Genomic DNA, 19,548 nt, shown 5'->3' on the forward strand with positions numbered 1-19,548 from the left:
GATCTTTTGATTCACCCAAAAAACCAGTAGCAAACCCCGATAGCGCCCAGCACCCCGGCCAGTTCCGCCAACAACGCACACCCCACCGCATGTCGCGCCCGCTGTATTCCCACCGCACCGAAGTACACCGCCAGCACATAGAACGTCGTTTCAGTACTGCCCTGAATCGTCGCCGCCACCAAGGCAGGGAAGCTGTCCACGCCGGATGTCTTCATGGTCTCGATCAGCATCGCCCGGGCCGCGCTGCCGGAAAACGGTTTGACCATCGCCGTCGGCAGCGCATCGACGAAACGCGTGTCCCATCCAGCCCATGCCACCAAGTGCCGGATGCCGTCCAGACCAAAGTCCAGCGCGCCGGACGCGCGCAGCACACCGACCGCACAGAGCATCGCCACCAGATACGGCAGCAGATTCTTGGCCACGTCGAAGCCTTCTTTCGCGCCTTCGACAAACGCTTCGTAGACTTTGACTTTGCGAAACGCGCCGATCAGCAGGAACAGCATGATCAGCCCGAACAGCGTCAGGTTGCCGAGGATCGAGGACAGGCCCGCCAGAGCGGTCGCCGAGAGCGTCGCCAGCAGCGCCATGAAGCCACCGAGGGCCAGGGCACCGGGTATCAGGTAGGCGAGCACCACCGGGTCCCAGATGCGCAGGCGTTGCATGAACGCCACCGACAGGAAGCCGACGATGGTCGAGCAACTGGTGGCCAGCAAGATGGGCAGGAACACCAAGGTCGGGTCGGGTGCGCCTTGCTGGGCGCGGTACATGAAGATGGTCACCGGTAGCAGCGTCAGCGATGAAGCGTTCAGTACCAGGAACAGGATTTGAGCGTTGCTGGCAACGGTGGCACTGGGGTTGAGTTCCTGCAGGGCCTTCATCGCTTTAAGGCCGATGGGCGTGGCGGCATTGTCCAGGCCGAGGCCGTTGGCGGCGAAGTTGAGCGTGATCAGGCCGATGGCGGGGTGCCCGGCGGGGACTCCCGGCATCAGGCGCAGAAACAGCGGCCCCAGCGCTCTGGCCAGCCACTCGACAATCCCGGCTTTCTCGGCAATGCGCAGAAAGCCTAGCCAGAGGGTGAGGGTGCCGAACAGCAGCACCATCACTTCGACGGACAATTTCGCCATGGCGAAAATGCTTTCCACCATCGCCGCGAAGATCCCGGCGTTGCCGCCGATCAGCCATTGCGCCAGTGCCGAAACGGCAGCCACGATGAAGAAGCCAAGCCACAGGCCATTAAGCATCAGTCAAATCCCCCGGAAGATGCGGCGAATGATAGCGGGGTAGCCAGAAACGACAAACCCCGGATTTCTCCGGGGTTTGTATGGAACTGCTGGCGTCCCATTTACATGGCTGGCCTTAATCTACTGTAGGAGCTGCCGAAGGCTGCGATCTTTTGATTTTGTTTTAAAAAGCAAGATCAAAAGATCGCAGCCTTCGGCAGCTCCTACAGGGGTGTATCAGTTGTTCGAGACTTCACCGGCCGGCAGCTTTTCCTTGCTGCGCCAGTGCGGCAGGGAGTTCCAGTAGCGCTGGCCCTTGGCGTCGTCGTACATGCCTTCCCAGCGAGAGATAACCAGCACGGCCAGGGCATTGCCGATCACGTTCAATGCGGTACGTGCCATGTCCATGATGCGGTCGACGCCAGCAATGAACGCCAGGCCTTCCAGCGGAATCCCCACGCTGCCGAGCGTCGCCAGCAGTACCACGAAGGAAACGCCCGGCACGCCGGCGATGCCTTTGGAGGTGACCATCAGCGTCAGTACGAGCAGCAATTGCTGGCTGATCGACAGGTCGATGCCGTACAGCTGGGCAATGAAAATGGCCGCGATGCTCTGGTACAAGGTCGAACCGTCAAGGTTGAACGAGTAGCCGGTTGGCACGACGAAGCTGCAGATGGCTTTCGGTGCGCCGTAGGCTTCCATCTTCTCGATCACGCGTGGCAGCACGGTTTCGGAGCTGGCGGTGGAGTAGGCCAGCACCAGTTCATCCTTGAAGATGCGCATCAGCTTGATCACCGAGAAGCCGAACAGGCGAGCGATCAGGCCCAGCACCACAAAGGCGAAGAAAGCGATGGCGACGTAAACCAGGATCACCAGTTTCGCCAGCGGCACCAGGGAGGCGAAGCCGAAGTTGGCCACGGTGACCGCGATCAGTGCGAAAACGCCGATCGGGGCGTAGTTCATGATCATGTGGGTGACCTTGAACATGCTTTCCGACACGCCCTGGAACATCTTCACCAGCGGTTCACGCAGGTCCGCTTGCAGGCTCGAAAGGCCGAGGCCGAACAGGACGGAGAAGAAAATGATCGGCAGCATTTCACCGCGCGCCATGGCGGCGAAGATGTTCGACGGGATCAGGTTGAGGATGGTTTCGATGAACGCGTGTTCATGCTGAACCTCGGCGGCCGTGGCCTGGTACTTGGAAATATCCACCGTACCCAAGGTGCTCATGTCGATGCCGGTGCCCGGATGGAACACGTTGGCCAGCACCAGGCCGACCACGATGGCGATGGTGGTGACGATCTCGAAGTAAATGATGGTCTTGAGGCCGATACGCCCGAGTTTCTTCGCGTCACCGACGCCTGCAATGCCGACGATCAACGAGGAGATCACGATCGGGATCACAATCATCTTGATCAGACGGATAAAGATATCGCCTGCCGGTTGCAGGACATTGCTGATCCACCAGGCCTTCTCGGCACTGAAATGGTTGAGCAGCGCACCGATTGCAATCCCCAATACCAGACCGATGAGGATCTGCCAGGCGAGGCTGAGCTTTGCCTTCTTCATATCTTTACCCTTACTTGCGTTTGACTCAGGCAGATGCAAGAACTGGAACGCTTGTGGCGAAAAAGTCTTGTGCACCTGCCCCCGTATAAGGTGCCCTGGAGCGCGTGTTTGCGGCTCTCTGGCAGGCGAAAAAAGGCGCAACTATTCCGATGCAAGGAGGCAACGTCTAATGCCGTAAACGCCTACCCTATGCCGAATCGGCATGAGCTTTTTTTACTGAAACTCCCGTTCCAGTCGGTTCAAATACGACATATCGGCAGGCATAAGTGCCGTGAACCGGCCATCACAGGGCAGGTTGAGCAAATTTCGATCAGTCTGGAGAGACGTTTTTTTCAGGAAAATCCCACGAGGGATGGAGAAAATTCGCCATTAATGATCGGCTCTTTTTCTCGATGTACGGTCGGCACGACACACCGAGAAAAATATTTCTCAAGGAAATCAAAGGCGATCGAAAGGGGAAATGGCGAATCCGAGTGGATTGCCCTGTTTCAACGCATTGCGCGAAGAAGCTCTCCGCAAGTCCGTCGAACCTTGAAAGGTTGGCGAACTTGCGTCGCAGCTTTTACCTGACCCGGCCCTTGCGCAGGCACTCCCTGTGCCCGTAGGTCACTCCGCCCCTGAAACAGGCAGAACGTCCCGACCCCTTGGTCATGCGGCTACCGTCCTCGGGTAGCGCATTGGTGTAGGAGCGAGCTTGCTCGCGATTGATTCAGGAGCGACGCGTGTATTCTGAAAACACGCGTCATCGTTAGCGTCCATCGCGAGCAAGCTCGCTCCTACAAAGGCAGAACTCAGTACCACTTTGGATCTTTTTTCAGCTGTTCCATCAACAGGTCCTGCATGCCCTGGTCCGGCTTGCCAAGGAAGCGATAGTCGGCATGTCGCGTGGGCGACTTGTCGGCGGGCAACCCTGCAGGCACTTCGACCAGCATCGCGTAGGCATCCTTTTTGTCGAAGCTGACGGCAACGATCAGGCGTTGATTAAGGCACGTCGCCTGCGATTCGCAGAGCGGCCCCACCAGGTACTTGTCGCCATCTTCTTCAACTGCATTCATTTGCTCGGCGTCACCGGACAAGTTGATCACCCATTCCGGCAGGCGTTCTTCCTTCTTGACAACGCTTTGCCACGTCTCACGGTACTGCGGGTCTGCATTAAGCAATTCATTGACCCGCGCCTGGCCATCATTGGCCGCCATCGCCATCGCCATCGCCATGGCACCACCGCCCAGGAGCAGGGCGGCTGCCAGTGTCTTTAACCAAACGCTCATGTTCAGCCTCGGCCGCGACGGCCAAAGAAGAAGGAAGCAATAAACATCACCAGGAACACGACAAAGAGAATCTTGGCGATACCCGTGGCGGTGCCCGCGATACCACCGAAGCCCAGAACGGCCGCGACGATGGCAATGATCAAGAATGTAATTGCCCAGCTCAACATGGTGATTCTCCTTACGCTTCTATTTAGAGGTAGTGCTAGTGGTGCTTTTCCCGGCGCATCGGACGCGCCAAGTTCGGATACTTAGAACACCCAACGTTCCTGACGAGGCATCTCATCCGCAGGCTGTGCCTGGTCGACGTCCATCATTCGCATCGAAGTGTTGTCAGCGAAGCTGGTGCTGGCGGCAGAGAAGTGCGTTTGGGTAGGGTGCTGAATCGAGACTCGCACCGCGTCTTGCTGCTGACTCTGCTCCCAGCGCTGAAATTGCTGGCCGCCAATCAAGGTGATCAAAAGCGCCAGAACAGCAAACAGGCCTTGTTGAATATGCAGTGGCGAGAAACGCAACTGGGCGGCACGTTGGCGACTCATCCTGAAGCTCCTCCCACATTGGGGTGATCTGGTTTAGGGCGTTAGTTGTTGCCCTGGGTTAATCAGATCATTGCAGCCCGCATGCCAGTTTTTTGATCAAAAAAAATCGTTATAAATCATATAGTTATATGTGCAGTGAAAATCCTTTCGGACGCATCCTGCACGATGACCTATCTATGGTCGTGCGAAATGCACGATAGTTTCGTAGGAAGTTTCAATAATGTTTGAATTGAGAGGAGGGCGTAGGTGTCACACAGGGACGTAGGCAATTGCCTAATTATCGGTTTTTATTTGAAAAACCAACGAAATCAGGCCATTAGCCGAAGGGTAAAGAGAAAACTACCCTGCTAGGGCTGGAATCGACCAGAATTAACCATGCAACTTGCCCGATTTTTCCGGGACTAACCAAGATCATTCTTTCAGGAGCGTAGGAAAATGGAATCAGCCACTGAGCATCAAGGCCGCATTCTGCTTGTGGACGACGAATCCGCCATCCTGCGAACTTTTCGTTATTGCCTCGAAGACGAGGGCTATAGCGTTGCCACCGCCAACAGCGCAGCACAGGCCGATGCCTTATTGCAGCGCCAGGTCTTCGACCTGTGTTTCCTCGATTTACGCCTGGGCGAAGACAACGGCCTCGATGTGCTGGCGCAAATGCGCATCCAGGCTCCCTGGATGCGTGTAGTAATCGTCACCGCTCACTCGGCCGTGGACACCGCCGTGGATGCAATACAGGCCGGTGCCGCAGACTATCTGGTCAAGCCCTGCAGCCCCGATCAGTTGCGCCTCGCCACCGCCAAACAATTGGAAGTGCGCCAATTGTCGGCACGACTGGAAGCCCTGGAAGGCGAAGTGCGCAAGCCTAAGGACGGTCTGGATTCCCACAGCCCGGCGATGAAAGTGGTCCTCGAAACCGCGCGTCAGGTTGCCAGCACCGATGCCAACATTTTGATTCTCGGCGAGTCCGGCACCGGCAAAGGCGAATTGTCCCAGGCCATTCACGGCTGGAGCAAACGTGCGAAAAAATCCTGCGTCACCATCAACTGCCCGTCCCTGACCGCCGAGCTCATGGAAAGCGAACTCTTCGGACACAGTCGTGGCGCCTTTACCGGGGCCAGCGAAAGCACGCTCGGACGGGTCAATCAGGCCGACGGTGGCACGCTGTTTCTCGATGAAATCGGCGATTTTCCGCTAACGTTGCAACCAAAGTTGCTACGTTTTATCCAGGATAAAGAGTACGAGCGTGTCGGCGATCCGGTCACCCGCCGTGCCGATGTGCGAATCCTCGCGGCCACCAACCTTAATCTTGAAGACATGGTGCGCGACGGCCGTTTCCGTGAAGACCTGCTCTATCGCCTGAATGTCATTACTTTGCACCTGCCACCCCTGCGTGAGCGACGCGAAGACATCCTCAATCTCGCGGATCGTTTCCTGGCCCGTTTCGTCAAGGAATATGCGCGTCCGGCGCGGGGTTTCAGCGATGAGGCCCGGGAAGCGCTCCTCGGCTATCGTTGGCCCGGGAACATCCGCGAACTGCGCAATGTGGTGGAGCGGGCGAGCATTATCTGTCCCCAGGAACGGGTGGAGATCAGTCACCTCGGCATGGCTGAAACCCCGATCAATAATGCACCGCGCATTGGCGCTGCGCTGAGTCTGGACGAGTTGGAAAAAGCCCACATCGGCGCGGTGCTCGCCACCGCCGATACCCTCGACCAAGCTGCCAAGACGCTGGGCATCGACGCCTCGACGCTCTACCGCAAACGCAAGCAGTACAATTTGTGAGTCGCACCCGATGAAACTGGCGATGAAGTTGCGCACTCGGCTTTTTCTGAGTATTTCCGCACTGATCACCGTCGCACTGCTCGGACTCTTGCTCGGGCTGGTCAGCGTGATGCAGATGGCGGGGAACCAGGAAGCGCTAGTTCGCGATAACTTCGTCACCCTCGACCTGGGCCTCAAGTTGCGGCAGACGTTGGGCGATCAGTTAATCCTGATGCTCACTGAAAAGCCTGACGCGGCGGCGTTTGAGGCGTCCAGACAGCATTATTTGCAGCTGCTCGATGAAGGTATTGCCCACGAACGGGGCGCCGAGGGCAATCTGTATGGGTTTGCCCAGGCTAAATCTGATTACCTGAGTTTTCTGCAGACGTTGGACTTGTCACACGATACGACCCATGTGCTGACGGGCAACGAGGCTCTGACCGAGAAATTCAACGTGTTGCGTAACGGGTTGATTACCGAGCACAAGCGAGCGCTGGATAACATCAATGAAACGCAACGCCAGGCGCGGGATCGAGCGCTATTGATTGCCGGGTTGCTGGGGTTGGTCGGGTTGGCCGTGTTGATTATCGGTTTCGTCACCGCCCACGCGATCGCTCGCCGTTTTGGCGCACCGATCGAAGCGTTGGCGCAGGCCGCGGACAACATCGGTCAGGGCAATTTCGAAGTGACCCTGCCGATCTCCTCGGCGGTGGAAATGAACCAGCTCACCAAGCGTTTCGGCATCATGGCCGAGGCGTTGCGTGAGCATCAGGCCACCAACGTCGATGAGCTTCTGGCCGGCCAGCAGCGGTTACAGGCAGTACTCGACAGCATCGACGACGGTTTGTTGATGATCAACCGCGATGGCAATCTGGAACACCTCAATCCGGTGGCACAGCGTCAGTTGGGATGGGACGCCGCCCGCCTTGGGCAGGGATTGGGCAGCGCCCTTGAACGCCCCGAACTTGATGCGCAACTGCAACTGGTACTGCGTGGCGGCACCCTGGAACGTGCGCCGGAGGACCTGAGTATCGAGGTCGATGGTGAGTCGCGTTTGCTGACCTACAGCCTGACGCCAGTCAGCCATACGCAGGGTCATATTCTCGGCGCCGTGATGGTGCTCCACGACGTCACCGAACAGCGGGCATTCGAACGGGTACGCAGTGAATTCGTATTGCGTGCCTCTCATGAGTTGCGAACGCCGGTCACTGGCATGCACATGGCGTTCGGTCTGTTCCGGGAGCGCGCGCATTTTGCTGCTGACTCCCGTGAGGCGGACCTGTTGGACACCGTGAATGAAGAAATGCAGCGCTTGATGCAGTTGATCAACGACTTGCTGAATTTCTCTCGTTATCAGAACGGATTACAGAAACTCATGCTGGCGCCCTGTGCGATCGAGGAGTTGTTGGACGAGGCCCAGGCGCGTTTCGCCGAATCTGCAGCACAGAAGGGCATCGATCTGCTGGTGGAAGTGCAAGGGCCACTACCGTGGTTGCAAGCCGATAGAGCGCAGTTGGACAGGGTGCTTGATAACTTGATCGATAACGCGTTGCGCCATACCGCCTCTGAAGGGCAGATACGCTTGCAGGCCCGGCGCCATGGCGAGCGGGTGATCATCAGCGTCGAGGACAACGGCGAGGGTATTGCCTACGGCCAACAGGGACGGATCTTCGAGCCCTTCGTCCAGGTCGGTCGCAAGAAAGGGGGAGCGGGACTTGGGCTGGCGTTGTGCAAGGAAATCGTGCAATTGCACGGCGGGCGAATGGGCGTCTATTCGCGGCCGGGGCAGGGCACGCAGTTCTATATGGCGCTGGCGGTTTAAGTCGCGTTTATGCTTCATCATCCAGGCGACGCCCAGCCAGCCGGCGCCCACGGGTAATCAGCTCGATGAGCTGCACCGCGCTCAGTGCACGGGCGAACAACCAACCCTGGCCGAACTTCACGCCTTCACTGCTCAGAAGCGTCGCCTGGGATTCATATTCGATGCCCTCGGCAATCACCTTGAGATTCAGCGATTGGGCCATATGAATAATGTGTGGCGCCACACCGCTGCTCGCTGCGTCGTGACCCAGAGCGTCGATAAAGGCCTTGTCGATTTTCAGGCAATCCACGGGCAGGGTTTGCAGGTAGGCAAGGCTGCAATAGCCGGTGCCGAAATCATCGATCAGCACCTGATGCCCGACATCGCGTAACGCTTGTAGATTTTCCCGGGCGACCACCACATCGATCAATCCCCGCTCGGTGACCTCGAATGCAATTTGCCTGGCCGCAACCCGGTGCAACGTCAGCAGGCGTGCCATGACCTGGCCGATACGCGGCACCATGACATCGCAGGCTGCCAGGTTGACCGAGATGTACAGCTGCGGATTGGCCCGCAGCAATTGCCCCAGCTGTTCAAGCAAGCGTTGCAGGACGAAGTCGGTCATCTGGCGGATCTGGCCGGTGTTCTCCGCCATTGGAATGAACAGGTCGGGGCTGGTCAGGGTGCCGTCCGGCCTTCGCCAGCGGAGCAGGGCTTCTGCACCGACACAGTTGCGGCTGTCGAGGTCAAAGATCGGTTGATACAACACCTGCAATTCGCCTCGGCGTATGGCGCCAGTGAGTTCGGCGTCCAGCGACTGTCGTTGGCGCACCAGGAGAAATACCATGATGCCTACACACACACCCAATACCAGGCTGGCGGGGAGCAGCCACCACCAAACGGCGGGCAGATGCATGCCGGTCCGCGGGATGATGAGTACCAGCTGGTACTCCGGATTACTGGTCGGCATGCGATAGATCAAGCGAGTTTGCGTGACTTGCAGCGCATCGAGGCTGTTCGGTGGCCAGGGTTCAGTCGGCGGCCAGACTTGCTCCGCGCCGAGTACCGGAATAGCGCGACTGCCCTTGGCCAGTACCACTAGCAGGCTACCTCCCGGTGACAAGTCGACCATGTCGGTCAAATGACCGCGAGACGTTGCGACCCGGAAATTGCCGCGCCCGAGCATCAAGGCGGCCCGGTTTTCATCGGGTTCGGTGGTGGTGTTCAGCCAGTAGCTGTAGGTGGGGCCCGCGATGTCCGGTTTTCGTATCAGCGACAGGCCTTCCTGGCGGGGGCGGTTGGAACAGATGCGCGAGGCGTCCATGTAGGCGGCTTCGTAAACGAAGCGGTAATTGAAACTGACCTGCTGCAGGGTCGCGATCATTTCAGCATCACAGCCCCGCAGCGGCTGTGCTTCGAGATCATCAAGGCTTTCGCGCAGCTGCCCGAAAAGTTGTTCGAGGCGGGCACGGAAGCGCTCACCCTGAGCGTTCATTTCCTGACTTTCGTTTTGCTCGACCTGATGAATGGCCACGAACAGGCTGCCGGTCATCAACAATGTCATGCTCAAGACAGTGGCGATCATCGCCAAGAACCAAGGGCGATAGAACCAACTACGCAATGTTTCTCGAGCAGCAGACATATGGAATATCCGAAGAATTACCAATGAGTTATAGCTGCTGATTAGGAAAAAGACCTGACCGTCGGGCGGCCGTCATTATTTTGTCTGATTCAGTACCTGGAGGATCGCCGCCGTTTGCGCGTCCGGACTGCCATCGAAGCGAGAGGGCCGGAAGTGCATCTGAAAAGCAGCAATCACATGGCGAGTCGCTACATCCAGCTCACCGGTTTGCGGCGTGGCATAACCCAGGCGCGCCAATTGACCCTGGAACCAGCCGATGCTGGGCAGTTCGCTCTCGAACTGTGTTTGCTGACGCGCGACGACTTGTTCATTCGGCCAAATCCCGATGCCTTCGGAAGCCAGGCGCTTCCAAGGGAACAGCGGACCGGGATCGAGCTTGCGCAGTGGCGCAATGTCGCTGTGACCGATGATGTTGCTGGGGTTGATCGAGTAACGTTTGCTGATGTCCTTGAGCAGCACAATCAAGGACTGGACCTGAGCTTCGCTGTAGGGATACCACAGACGCCCGGTCGGTGTGTCCTTGAAACCCGGATTGACTATTTCGATGCCGATGGAGCTGGAATTCAACCAGGTCCTGCCTTGCCACTCGCTTTCGCCCGCGTGCCAGGCCCGTAGATTTTCATCCACCAGTTTGAAGACAGTGGCGCCCTTGTCGTCGCCGATGAGGTAATGGCTGCTGACTTCGCCGTGGGTCAGCAATTGCAGCGACCGCTCCATCGATGCGGAGGTGTAATGCACCACCACGAACTGGACACGACTGTCGTGATTGGCTGAAGGATGGCTGGTGTCGAATCGGGGGCCGCTGGTGCAACCCGCCAACAGAACCAGCGATACGATGAGGGCAAGATATTTCATGGCAGTGGCAATACACGCAAGACAATAATGCAACAGTGTAACGTACTGCCTTGCGCACGGACGGCAATCGCCAAGCTTTAAACAAACTGGAACAATTCGGCGTCAGCCCAGTTCCACTCGATTACGGCCTGCGTGTTTCGCCCGGTACAACGCCTGATCGGCTCTTTTAAGCACTAAATCACTGTTTTCGCCGGGTTTGAACGCGGTCAGGCCCATGGAAATTGTGATGGTGACCGGCTCGCCCTTGAAGTGAAAAGGGCACGCCTCGATCGCTGCCCGCAAATGCTCCAACAGCTTTGCACCAACCGCCGGGATCGTCCCGGGCATCAGCAGGACAAACTCTTCACCGCCAAATCGGGCAATGAAATCCGTCCCGCGCAGACGTTTGCGCAGTACGGTGGCGATGATTTTCAGCACTTTGTCACCTGCCAGGTGACCGTAGTTATCGTTGATGCGTTTGAAATGATCGAGGTCGAGCATTGCCAGTAACAGAGTATTGCCGTGCTGTTGCCACTCGCTGATTTCGTGTTCCAGCCGTTCACTCCAGGCCGCCCGGTTGGGGAGGCCGGTCAGCGGGTCGATCAAGGCCTTCTGGCGCTGCTCTTCGAGGTGCTCGCGGTAACCCAGGGCTTCCTGCTCCATGTGGGCCACCCGTTCAGCCAGGCTATGCAATCGGTTCGCCACTTCGTGCTCGCGCTCATCGCGCTGCTTCTGGTAATGGTCCATCGTGCCGAGCAGACCCTCGAGATGGTTTTCCAGGACGTGCTTCAGATCGTCCAGGTCCGCCGCTTCGTGCATGCTGCTCTGCAGGCCGTCGACCTGTTCGCGAATCTGCGTATCCATGGCGCGCGCCGCGGAACGGTTGTCAGCATGGCCGACGCTGGCGGCTTGCAGATTGCTCTGGAAGGACTCCAGACGTTCGTTGAGCTGTTGCAGATAAGCTTCAAACTCATGCTGACCGCTGTCGTTGATCGCCAGCATCAACGTGGCGAGATCGTCGAGAATCGGCAGCAACTCATACCAGTTCAAACCGTTTTGCAGGCGATCACGCATTGCTTCGGCCTGCGGTCGATGACGCTCGGGTAGCGTCAGGTCGTCGAGCAGACCCAATAGCGTGTCTTCAATGTGCTTGGCCACCGAGCTGTAGGAAGGCTCGGGTGAATCGGGGAGGGCGTAGAGGATATCTCCCTCGGATTCTTGCGCATCGATGGTTGCCGAGGTTTGCGGCGTGACAACGGAGTGAGTCGGGCTGTCGAGGCCAATCATCCGGGTCAGTTCGTCGGGATTGTTTTCCGGTTGGGGCCGTGGCGTTGGCGTCGGCACCCACTCTTCCGGCATTTCTATAGTTGCCGGGGGCGGCGTTTCTTCGGCGCAGACATGGGGTTGCTCTGGATCAATGACGTGCGGGACAAACGCCACGACGGTCGGTGAGGGCGCCGGTGCGGGAGGCGTCTCTGGCGTCGGCGGTTCTGCCTCGGCAACCTGTGCGGTGAGCAGCGAACTGTGCGGTTGATCAACGGCGGGCGCGAGGACGGTGACCGGCGTGGGTGCTGCAAGTGGCGGCAAAGCGACTGCAATAGACTGCGCGGTGGAAGGGTGTTCCACGGTGGCGGCGACCTGTGGCGCCGCTTCATCGGCTTCACGGTGACCGAACAGCCGCTGCAAGAAGCCTGGGCGGTCGGGTTCTGCCGGGGTCTCCAGCTGGCTCAGGGCTTTGCCTTGCAGACCACTCAGTTCGCTCAGCAGCAATGGCATCTCGCGCGCCTGGCTGACGCGTGCATCCAGGCTTTTGGCGAAATTCTTGAGGGGGCGGCTCACCTCTCGAGGCAATGGCAATGCTTGCAGCTGAGTGACGAGCGCGGTCAGTGCGGCACTGGTCTGGTTGACCCGGGTTTCCCGGCGCTGTTCGGAGTCGAGCACGGCTTTCTCCAGCCGTGGAATCAGCGCGGCCAGCCCGGCGTCCATGTCGTCGGTGCGCACCACCTCGCGCATTTCCTTCATGCATTGGTCAACCGCGCGGTCGGTACCTTCCGCCGCCAGGGTGCTGCGTACCAGCCCACGACGCAGCAAGTCGAGCCGGGCGTCCCAACGACGTTCGAGCTTTTCCTGTTGTTCGATGCCCTTGAGGTACTTCTCTTTCCAGCGCTGTGTTTCGTCGCTCATTCATGGGATCCGCGAGGGGGCTGGACTCAACGCGGGCAATGCATCGGCCGTGAGCGAACCCGGCAGACGAATTTCTACCGCGACCGGCAGGTGATCGGAAATGGGTTGGGCCAGCACTTCGACCTTTTCAAGGGTCAAGGTCGGGCTGAGCAAAATGTGGTCCAGGCAGCGCTGCGGGCGCCAGCTGGGGAAGGTCGCTTCCAGTTGCGGCGCCAGCAGGCCGAGGTCACGCAACGGGGAGTTTTGCAGCAGGTCGCTGGCATGGGTGTTCATGTCGCCCATCAACACCTGGTGTTTATAACCGCCAATCAACTCGCGGATATACGCCAGTTGCATGCTGCGGGCGCGGGCGCCCAGCGCCAGGTGCATCATGACCACCACCAGCGCCTCCGGACCTTCGCCGAAGCGCACCAGAATCGCTCCCCGGCCCTTGGGGCCAGGGAGTGGATGATCTTCGATCGCCCACGGGCGCAGCCGGCTGAGCACGCCATTACTGTGCTGGCCGAGGCGGCCGAGGTTGCGATTGAGTTGTTGATACCAGTAGGGGAAGGCGCCGAGTTGGGCCAGGTGTTCGACTTGATTGACGTAGCCGGATCGCAGGCTGCCGCCATCAGCTTCCTGCAAGGCGACCAGATCGAAGTCACCGAGCAGATTGCCGATTTTTTGCAGATTGTCGGCGCGCCCGGTGTGCGGCAACAGGTGTTGCCAGCCCCGGGTCAGGTAGTGCCGATACCGCTCGGTACTGATGCCGACCTGGATATTGAAACTGAGCAGCCGCAAACGACTGTCTGCGGGCAAGCCCGTTGATTCCAGGTGATGTTCGTTGACCCGCGGATCATGCAGGCCAACGACGCGTTCAGTTCCCCAGCGGCGCATGGCAGGCCCCGCGCTTAGTTGGCGGCAGCCTTGTTCGCCGCTCGCTCTTTGTCGACCAGTTTATCGGCCAGTTGCAGGGCTTGCTCGGCACCGCCGGCAGAGCCCACGTCAAAGCGGTATTTGCCGTTGACGATCATAGTTGGAACGCCGGAAATCTCGTATTTCTTGGCCAGTTCACGTGCCTTGACGATTTGACCCTTGATAGCAAAGGAGTCGAAGGTGGCCAGGAACTTGTCCTTGTCTACGCCTTGAGTGGCCAGGAAGTCGGCCATTTCATTCTTGTCGACCAGCTTTTTGTGTTCTTTCTGAATGGCGTTGAACACCGCAGCGTGAACCTTGCTCTCGACGCCCATGGCTTCCAGGGTCAGGAACATCTGACCGTGTGCGTCCCATGGGCCGCCGAACATGGCCGGGATGCGCACGAAGTTCACGTCGGACGGCAGTTTCTCAACCCAGGGATTGATCACCGGCTCGAACGCGTAGCAATGCGGGCAGCCGTACCAGAACAGCTCTACGACTTCGATCTTGCCAGGCACGGCCACCGGAACCGGATTGCTCAGTTCGACGTAGGGTGCGGCGGGTGCTTCGGCGGCTTGGGCCGTCATGCCGAACAGGCTGGCAGCGACGAACGCGGCGCTGATGATCAGATTACGCATGCTTTACTCCTGGACAATTTTGGTCGCCTCGCGCGACCTGTTTTGAGACAGGTCATGGCGGACTTGAGTTCTGTAGTGTAACGGCAGCGGCCACAAAAAAGGGCGGCCTGAGCCACCCTTTTTATACTTGCTGCGACGGATTAATAGAGCGTTAACGTTGCAGGAGATGTACACCTCTCGCAATGCCCGATCTGCCGGTCTTAGTGCAGGCCCTGAATGTAGCTGGACACTGCCGCGATGTCTTCATCGCTCAGTCGCTTGGCAATGGTCTGCATGGTTTTGGTGTCGCCATCGTTGCTGCGGCCGCCTTCTTCCTTGCGGAAGTCGGTCAGTTGCTTGGCAACATACTGAGCGTGCTGGCCGCCCAGGTGTGGGAAGCCGGCCGCCGCGTTGCCTGCGCCATTTGGCGAGTGGCAACCGGTACAAGCCGGCAGGCCCTTGGCCAGGTCACCACCACGGAACAAGGCCTCGCCGCGAGCCACGACTTTCGGGTCGGCGGCGCCAACACTGCCTCTCTGGCTGGAGAAGTAAGCGGCGATATCGGCCAGGTCCTGATCGCTCAGGTTGGTCAGCAGGCCGGTCATTTCCAGTACCGTGCGCTTGCCGGACTTGATGTCGTGCAACTGCTTGTTCAGATAACGCTCGCCCTGACCTGCCAGTTTCGGAAAGTTAGGCGCCATGCTGTTGCCATCCGGGCCATGACAGGCGCCACATACTGCGGCTTTCGCCTGACCAGCAGTCGCATCACCTGCAGCATGGGCAATGCCGGAGATCCCCACGGTCAACAGCAGACTCACGATCAATTTGTTCATCAGCTAATCCAACTACGGCTAAGGGTTAAAGAGTTATGGACCGGGATCACTCGCTCATCCAGTGGATGATGGCCTGGTAATCCTCGGCACTGCAGTCCATGCACAAACCACGCGGCGGCATCGCCTTGAAACCCTGGGTCACGTGTTGCACCAGCGTCTCCATACCTTTCGCCAACCTCGGCGTCCAAGCTTCCTGATCGCCCTTTTGGGGCGCCATGGGTAGTTGGCCGGAATGACAGGCACCACAAACACGGTTGTACACAGCTTCCGGATCCTGTGTAGCCTGAGCGCTGTAAAGCGGTATCAAGACACCGGCAGCTAGCAGCCATTTCGTCATAAAACGACCTTTTCAGGGTTGAGAGCGTTCTGCGTTCTAGTGCGCAATCAAGGTCAATCGCTCTCGTGAACTTCATCCTACGCTGGGACAAAGCGCACACAAAATCTGCGGCATTATATACTGGCGTCACTGAAACGGAAACGACACCGCTTGCCGCGTCCATTCCCGGCGCCGCCCACATCGGAAATCCCATGCAACTCAAGAACCCCATCCTCGGCCTGTGCCAACAGTCCACCTTCATGCTCAGCGCTGCCAAAGTCGATCAATGCCCCGACGACGAAGGCTTCGAAGTGGCTTTCGCCGGGCGTTCCAACGCCGGTAAATCCAGCGCGTTGAACACCCTGACGCATGCCAGCCTGGCGCGGACCTCGAAAACGCCGGGTCGCACGCAACTCTTGAACTTCTTCAAGCTAGACGATGATCGGCGTCTGGTCGACCTGCCGGGGTACGGTTACGCAAAAGTACCTATCCCATTGAAGCTGCACTGGCAGCGTCACCTGGAAGCTTACCTGGGTGGTCGGGAGAGTTTGAAAGGTTTGATTTTGATGATGGACATCCGTCATCCAATGACTGACTTCGATCTGCTGATGCTCGATTGGGCCGTCGCTAGCGGTATGCCGATGCACATTTTGCTGACCAAAGCGGACAAGCTGACCTACGGCGCGGCGAAAAACGTCCTGCTCAAGGTTCAGTCGGACATTCGAAAGGGCTGGGGCGATGCCATTAGCATCCAGTTGTTTTCGGCACCAAAGCGCATGGGCCTGGAAGACGCCTACACTGTGTTGGCGGGCTGGATGGAATTGGCAGACAAGGGCGCCGAAGTAGCCCAGCCTGGCCTTTGATCGTTAAACGCCAGGCAAAAAAAACCCCGGACTTCTTATGGGGAGGGGGAAGTTCCGGGGTTCAAGCTCTAGACCGCTAGGGCGGGGTCCAGATTATCTGCCAACACTTAACACAACATAGGAGCATCGAAGGGCTTCACCAGCCATTCAGTTAATCTGAGTGGTGGTCTGCGAAATTAGTTCAAATTTTTTCCAAATGCCTTTGGAATAGCCCTAATCGCCTTCGGAACTAAGCACCCTTCGCGGGACCTGCCGCGGGATACATACGTTATGTAGGAGCGAGCTTGCTCGCGATGGACGTTAACGATCACGCGGGCTGCCTGGATGAACGCGGCGCCTTTTCGTTCTTCGCGAGCAAGCTCGTTCCTACAAGGACACACAGTCGGCTCAGTGAGCCTCATCCCAGTTATTGCCTACACCCACTTCGACCAGCAGCGGCACATCCAGTTTCGCTGCGTCGCTCATGTGCATGCGAATTTCTTCACGAACCTGGTCGACCAGGTCTTCACGCACTTCAAGCACCAGTTCGTCGTGCACTTGCAGGATGACTTTGGCGTCCAGGCCTGACGCTGTCAGCCAGTTGTCCACGGCAACCATGGCTTTCTTGATGATGTCTGCGGCGGTGCCTTGCATCGGGGCGTTGATCGCAGTGCGTTCTGCACCTTTGCGCAAGGCCGGGTTTTTTGCGTTGATTTCTGGCAGGTACAGGCGACGGCCGAAGATGGTTTCGACAAATCCCTGCTCGGCAGCCTGGGCGCGGGTCCGCTCCATGTACGCCAGCACACCTGGGTAACGGGCGAAATAACGGTCGATGTAAGCCTGGGATTGCTTGCGATCAACGCCGATCTGCTTGGCCAGGCCAAATGCGCTCATGCCATAGATCAAACCGAAGTTGATCGCCTTGGCGCTGCGCCGCTGGTCGGTGGTGACATCCGGCAGTTCTACCCCGAACACTTCGGCGGCAGTGGCCTTGTGCACGTCCAGGTCATTACGGAAAGCGTGCAGCAACCCTTCGTCCTTGGCCAGATGCGCCATGATCCGCAGTTCGATCTGCGAGTAATCCGCAGCCAACAGCTTGTAGCCTTTTGGTGCAACGAACGCCTGACGAATCCGACGACCTTCGGCGGTGCGGATGGGAATGTTCTGCAGGTTCGGATCGCTGGACGACAAACGCCCGGTCGCTGCCACTGCCTGATGATAAGACGTATGGATCCTTCCCGTGCGCGGGTTGATCTGCTCCGGCAAGCGGTCGGTGTACGTGCTTTTCAGCTTGCTCATCGAGCGGTACTGCATCAGCACCTTGGGCAGCGGGAAATCCTGTTCAGCCAGTTCCGCCAGCACGGCTTCTGCGGTTGAAGCCTGGCCCTTGGCGGTTTTACTGAGGATCGGCAGGCCGAGCTTTTCATACAGGATCACGCCCAATTGCTTCGGCGAACCCAGGTTGAATTCTTCCCCGGCAATGGCAAACGCCTCACGCTCAAGGGCGACCATTTTTTCGCCAAGCTCAACGCTCTGAATGCCCAAGAGGTTCGCGTCGACCAGCGCACCCTGGCGTTCGATCCGCGCCAGCACCGGCACCAGCGGCATTTCGATTTCGCTTAGCACCTTGCTCAGGGTCGGTATGGCGTTGAGTTTTTCTTGCAGGGTTTGATGCAGTCGCAGCGTCACGTCGGCGTCTTCGGCGGCGTAGGGTCCGGCCAGCTCCAGCGAGATCTGGTCAAAGGTCAGCTGCTTGGCACCTTTGCCGGCGATGTCCTGGAAACTGGTGGTGGTGTGATTCAGGTATTTGAGCGCCAGGCTGTCCATGTCATGGCGGGTCGCGGTGGAGTCCAGCACGTAGGATTCGAGCATGGTATCGAAGGCGATGCCTTGCACCGTGATGCCGCAGCTCTGATCACCGCCGATGGCGCAATTGGCCAGGATGTTCATGTCGAACTTGGCGTGCTGGCCGACTTTAAGTTTGTTCGGGTCTTCCAGGATCGGTTTCAGGGCGCGCAACACCGTGTCGCGATCCAGCTGATCCGGCACACCCATGTAGGAATGGGTCAACGGGATGTAGGCCGCTTCGTTGGCTTGTACGGCGAAAGACAGGCCGACCAGTTGCGCCTGCTGCGCGTCGATGCCGGTGGTTTCGGTATCGAAGGCGATCAGCTTGGCGTCGTTGAGCTTCTTCAGCCACAGGTCGAAATCGGCTTGGGTGAGGATGGTGGTGTAGTTCAGTGCGGTCTCGACGGTAACTTCTTCAACCTCCGGTGCAGTGACTTCCTGGCCGGAGCGCTTGGCGTCACGCTGGTTATCATCGAACCAGCTCTTGAATTCCAGCAGCGTGTAGAGCTCGGCCAGTTTGTCGTGATCCGGCTTGCCCATTTGCAGGTCGTCGAGGCCGATATCCAGCGGCACGTCGATCTTGATCGTCGCCAGCTGATAGGAGAGGAATGCCATCTCCTTGTGCTCTTCGAGCTTGGCCGGCAGGGTTTTCGCGCCGCGAATCGGCAAGGTCGGGACGATATCGAGGTGTGCATACAGCTCGGTCAGGCCACCGTTCACGCCTACAAGCAGACCGGAAGCCGTCTTTGGACCGATGCCCGGAACGCCCGGAATGTTGTCGGAAGAATCGCCCATCAGCGCCAGATAATCGATGATCTGTTCGGGAGCGACGCCGAATTTCTCCTTCACGCCCTCTACGTCCATCGCGCTACCGGTCATGGTGTTGACCAAGGTAATGTGGCCATCGACCAGCTGCGCCATGTCCTTGTCGCCGGTGGAGATGATCACCGGGCGGTCGGCCGCAGCGCTGCTGCGGGCCAGGGTGCCGATCACGTCGTCGGCTTCGACGCCTTCGACACACAACAGCGGGAAGCCCAGGGCGATCACGCTCTGGTGAAGCGGCTCGATCTGCACGCGCATGTCATCGGGCATGCTCGGGCGGTTGGCCTTGTATTCGGCGTACATGTCATCGCGAAAAGTCCCACCCTTGGCGTCGAACACCACGGCGAACGGACTGTCCGGGTACTGCTTGCGCAGACTCTTGAGCATGTTCAGCACGCCTTTGACCGCACCCGTCGGCAGACCTTTGGAGGTAGTCAGCGGTGGCAGGGCGTGAAAGGCGCGGTACAGATAAGAAGAACCGTCCACCAGGACGAGGGGGGCTTGGCTCATGAGCAGGATCAACCTTTTCGGCGGGTCCGGCGCTAGAATAGCGGGACCGTT

The 19,548-nt window shown here is 58.5% G+C and carries 16 protein-coding genes; 3 read left to right on the top strand and 13 right to left on the bottom strand.

The features are described 5' to 3' along the window. Positions 1-11: 11 nt before the first annotated feature. From ACA052_RS00310 to ACA052_RS00330, 5 genes are all read right to left on the bottom strand, one after another. Positions 12-1,241, bottom strand: a complete 1,230-nt coding sequence (locus ACA052_RS00310; RefSeq protein ID WP_497647891.1) for a nucleoside recognition domain-containing protein — start codon at positions 1,239-1,241, stop codon at positions 12-14. Between the two features lie 216 nt (positions 1,242-1,457). Continuing rightward, positions 1,458-2,789: a glutamate/aspartate:proton symporter GltP gene (gltP, locus tag ACA052_RS00315; RefSeq protein WP_497647892.1), complete on the bottom strand. Its 1,332-nt coding sequence runs from the start codon at positions 2,787-2,789 to the stop codon at positions 1,458-1,460. A 791-nt stretch (positions 2,790-3,580) separates the two neighbouring features. Further along, a complete protein-coding gene (locus ACA052_RS00320) occupies positions 3,581-4,057 on the bottom strand; it encodes an inhibitor of vertebrate lysozyme family protein (RefSeq protein WP_497647893.1) in 477 nt (158 codons plus the stop codon). A 2-nt stretch (positions 4,058-4,059) separates the two neighbouring features. Beyond that, a complete protein-coding gene (locus tag ACA052_RS00325; protein ID WP_003170804.1) occupies positions 4,060-4,224 on the bottom strand; it encodes a DUF1328 domain-containing protein in 165 nt (54 codons plus the stop codon). Positions 4,225-4,305: 81 nt separating this feature from the next. Then, positions 4,306-4,593: a hypothetical protein gene (locus tag ACA052_RS00330; protein WP_497647894.1), complete on the bottom strand. Its 288-nt coding sequence runs from the start codon at positions 4,591-4,593 to the stop codon at positions 4,306-4,308. 435 nt (positions 4,594-5,028) lie between these two features. Here ACA052_RS00330 and algB point away from each other — a divergent pair, with 435 nt between their 5' ends. Further along, the gene (gene algB, locus ACA052_RS00335) at positions 5,029-6,375 is read left to right on the top strand and encodes a sigma-54-dependent response regulator transcription factor AlgB (RefSeq protein ID WP_157710038.1); all 1,347 of its coding nucleotides are present in this window, start codon (positions 5,029-5,031) and stop codon (positions 6,373-6,375) included. A gap of 10 nt (positions 6,376-6,385) precedes the next feature. Then, the gene (locus tag ACA052_RS00340; protein ID WP_497647895.1) at positions 6,386-8,176 is read left to right on the top strand and encodes an ATP-binding protein; all 1,791 of its coding nucleotides are present in this window, start codon (positions 6,386-6,388) and stop codon (positions 8,174-8,176) included. Between the two features lie 7 nt (positions 8,177-8,183). Here ACA052_RS00340 and ACA052_RS00345 read toward each other — a convergent pair whose 3' ends face one another. The 7 genes from ACA052_RS00345 to ACA052_RS00375 form a co-directional block, all read right to left on the bottom strand. Then, positions 8,184-9,797 (bottom strand): EAL domain-containing protein, encoded by a 1,614-nt coding sequence (locus ACA052_RS00345; protein ID WP_497647896.1) that lies wholly within the window; start codon positions 9,795-9,797, stop codon positions 8,184-8,186. A 75-nt stretch (positions 9,798-9,872) separates the two neighbouring features. Further along, on the bottom strand, positions 9,873-10,652 hold the full coding sequence (locus ACA052_RS00350; protein ID WP_497647897.1) for an N-acetylmuramoyl-L-alanine amidase: 780 nt from the start codon (positions 10,650-10,652) through the stop codon (positions 9,873-9,875). A 102-nt stretch (positions 10,653-10,754) separates the two neighbouring features. Then, positions 10,755-12,815 (bottom strand): GGDEF domain-containing protein, encoded by a 2,061-nt coding sequence (locus ACA052_RS00355; RefSeq protein ID WP_497647898.1) that lies wholly within the window; start codon positions 12,813-12,815, stop codon positions 10,755-10,757. Beyond that, the gene (locus ACA052_RS00360) at positions 12,816-13,691 is read right to left on the bottom strand and encodes an endonuclease/exonuclease/phosphatase family protein (protein ID WP_497647899.1); all 876 of its coding nucleotides are present in this window, start codon (positions 13,689-13,691) and stop codon (positions 12,816-12,818) included. A gap of 14 nt (positions 13,692-13,705) precedes the next feature. Further along, on the bottom strand, positions 13,706-14,347 hold the full coding sequence (locus ACA052_RS00365) for a thiol:disulfide interchange protein DsbA/DsbL (RefSeq protein WP_497647900.1): 642 nt from the start codon (positions 14,345-14,347) through the stop codon (positions 13,706-13,708). Between the two features lie 200 nt (positions 14,348-14,547). Further along, entirely contained in the window at positions 14,548-15,159 is a 612-nt protein-coding gene (locus tag ACA052_RS00370; RefSeq protein WP_497647901.1) for a c-type cytochrome, read from the bottom strand. A 46-nt stretch (positions 15,160-15,205) separates the two neighbouring features. Beyond that, positions 15,206-15,496 (bottom strand): c-type cytochrome, encoded by a 291-nt coding sequence (locus tag ACA052_RS00375; protein ID WP_027926152.1) that lies wholly within the window; start codon positions 15,494-15,496, stop codon positions 15,206-15,208. A gap of 191 nt (positions 15,497-15,687) precedes the next feature. On the opposite strand from ACA052_RS00375, the gene yihA reads away from it, so the two are divergent. After that, the gene (yihA, locus tag ACA052_RS00380) at positions 15,688-16,338 is read left to right on the top strand and encodes a ribosome biogenesis GTP-binding protein YihA/YsxC (RefSeq protein WP_497647902.1); all 651 of its coding nucleotides are present in this window, start codon (positions 15,688-15,690) and stop codon (positions 16,336-16,338) included. Positions 16,339-16,725: 387 nt separating this feature from the next. On the opposite strand, the gene polA is transcribed toward yihA, so the two are convergent. Beyond that, the gene (gene polA, locus ACA052_RS00385; RefSeq protein WP_497647903.1) at positions 16,726-19,497 is read right to left on the bottom strand and encodes a DNA polymerase I; all 2,772 of its coding nucleotides are present in this window, start codon (positions 19,495-19,497) and stop codon (positions 16,726-16,728) included. Positions 19,498-19,548: the final 51 nt, after the last annotated feature.

The organism is Pseudomonas sp. LBUM1644 (assembly GCF_059716195.1).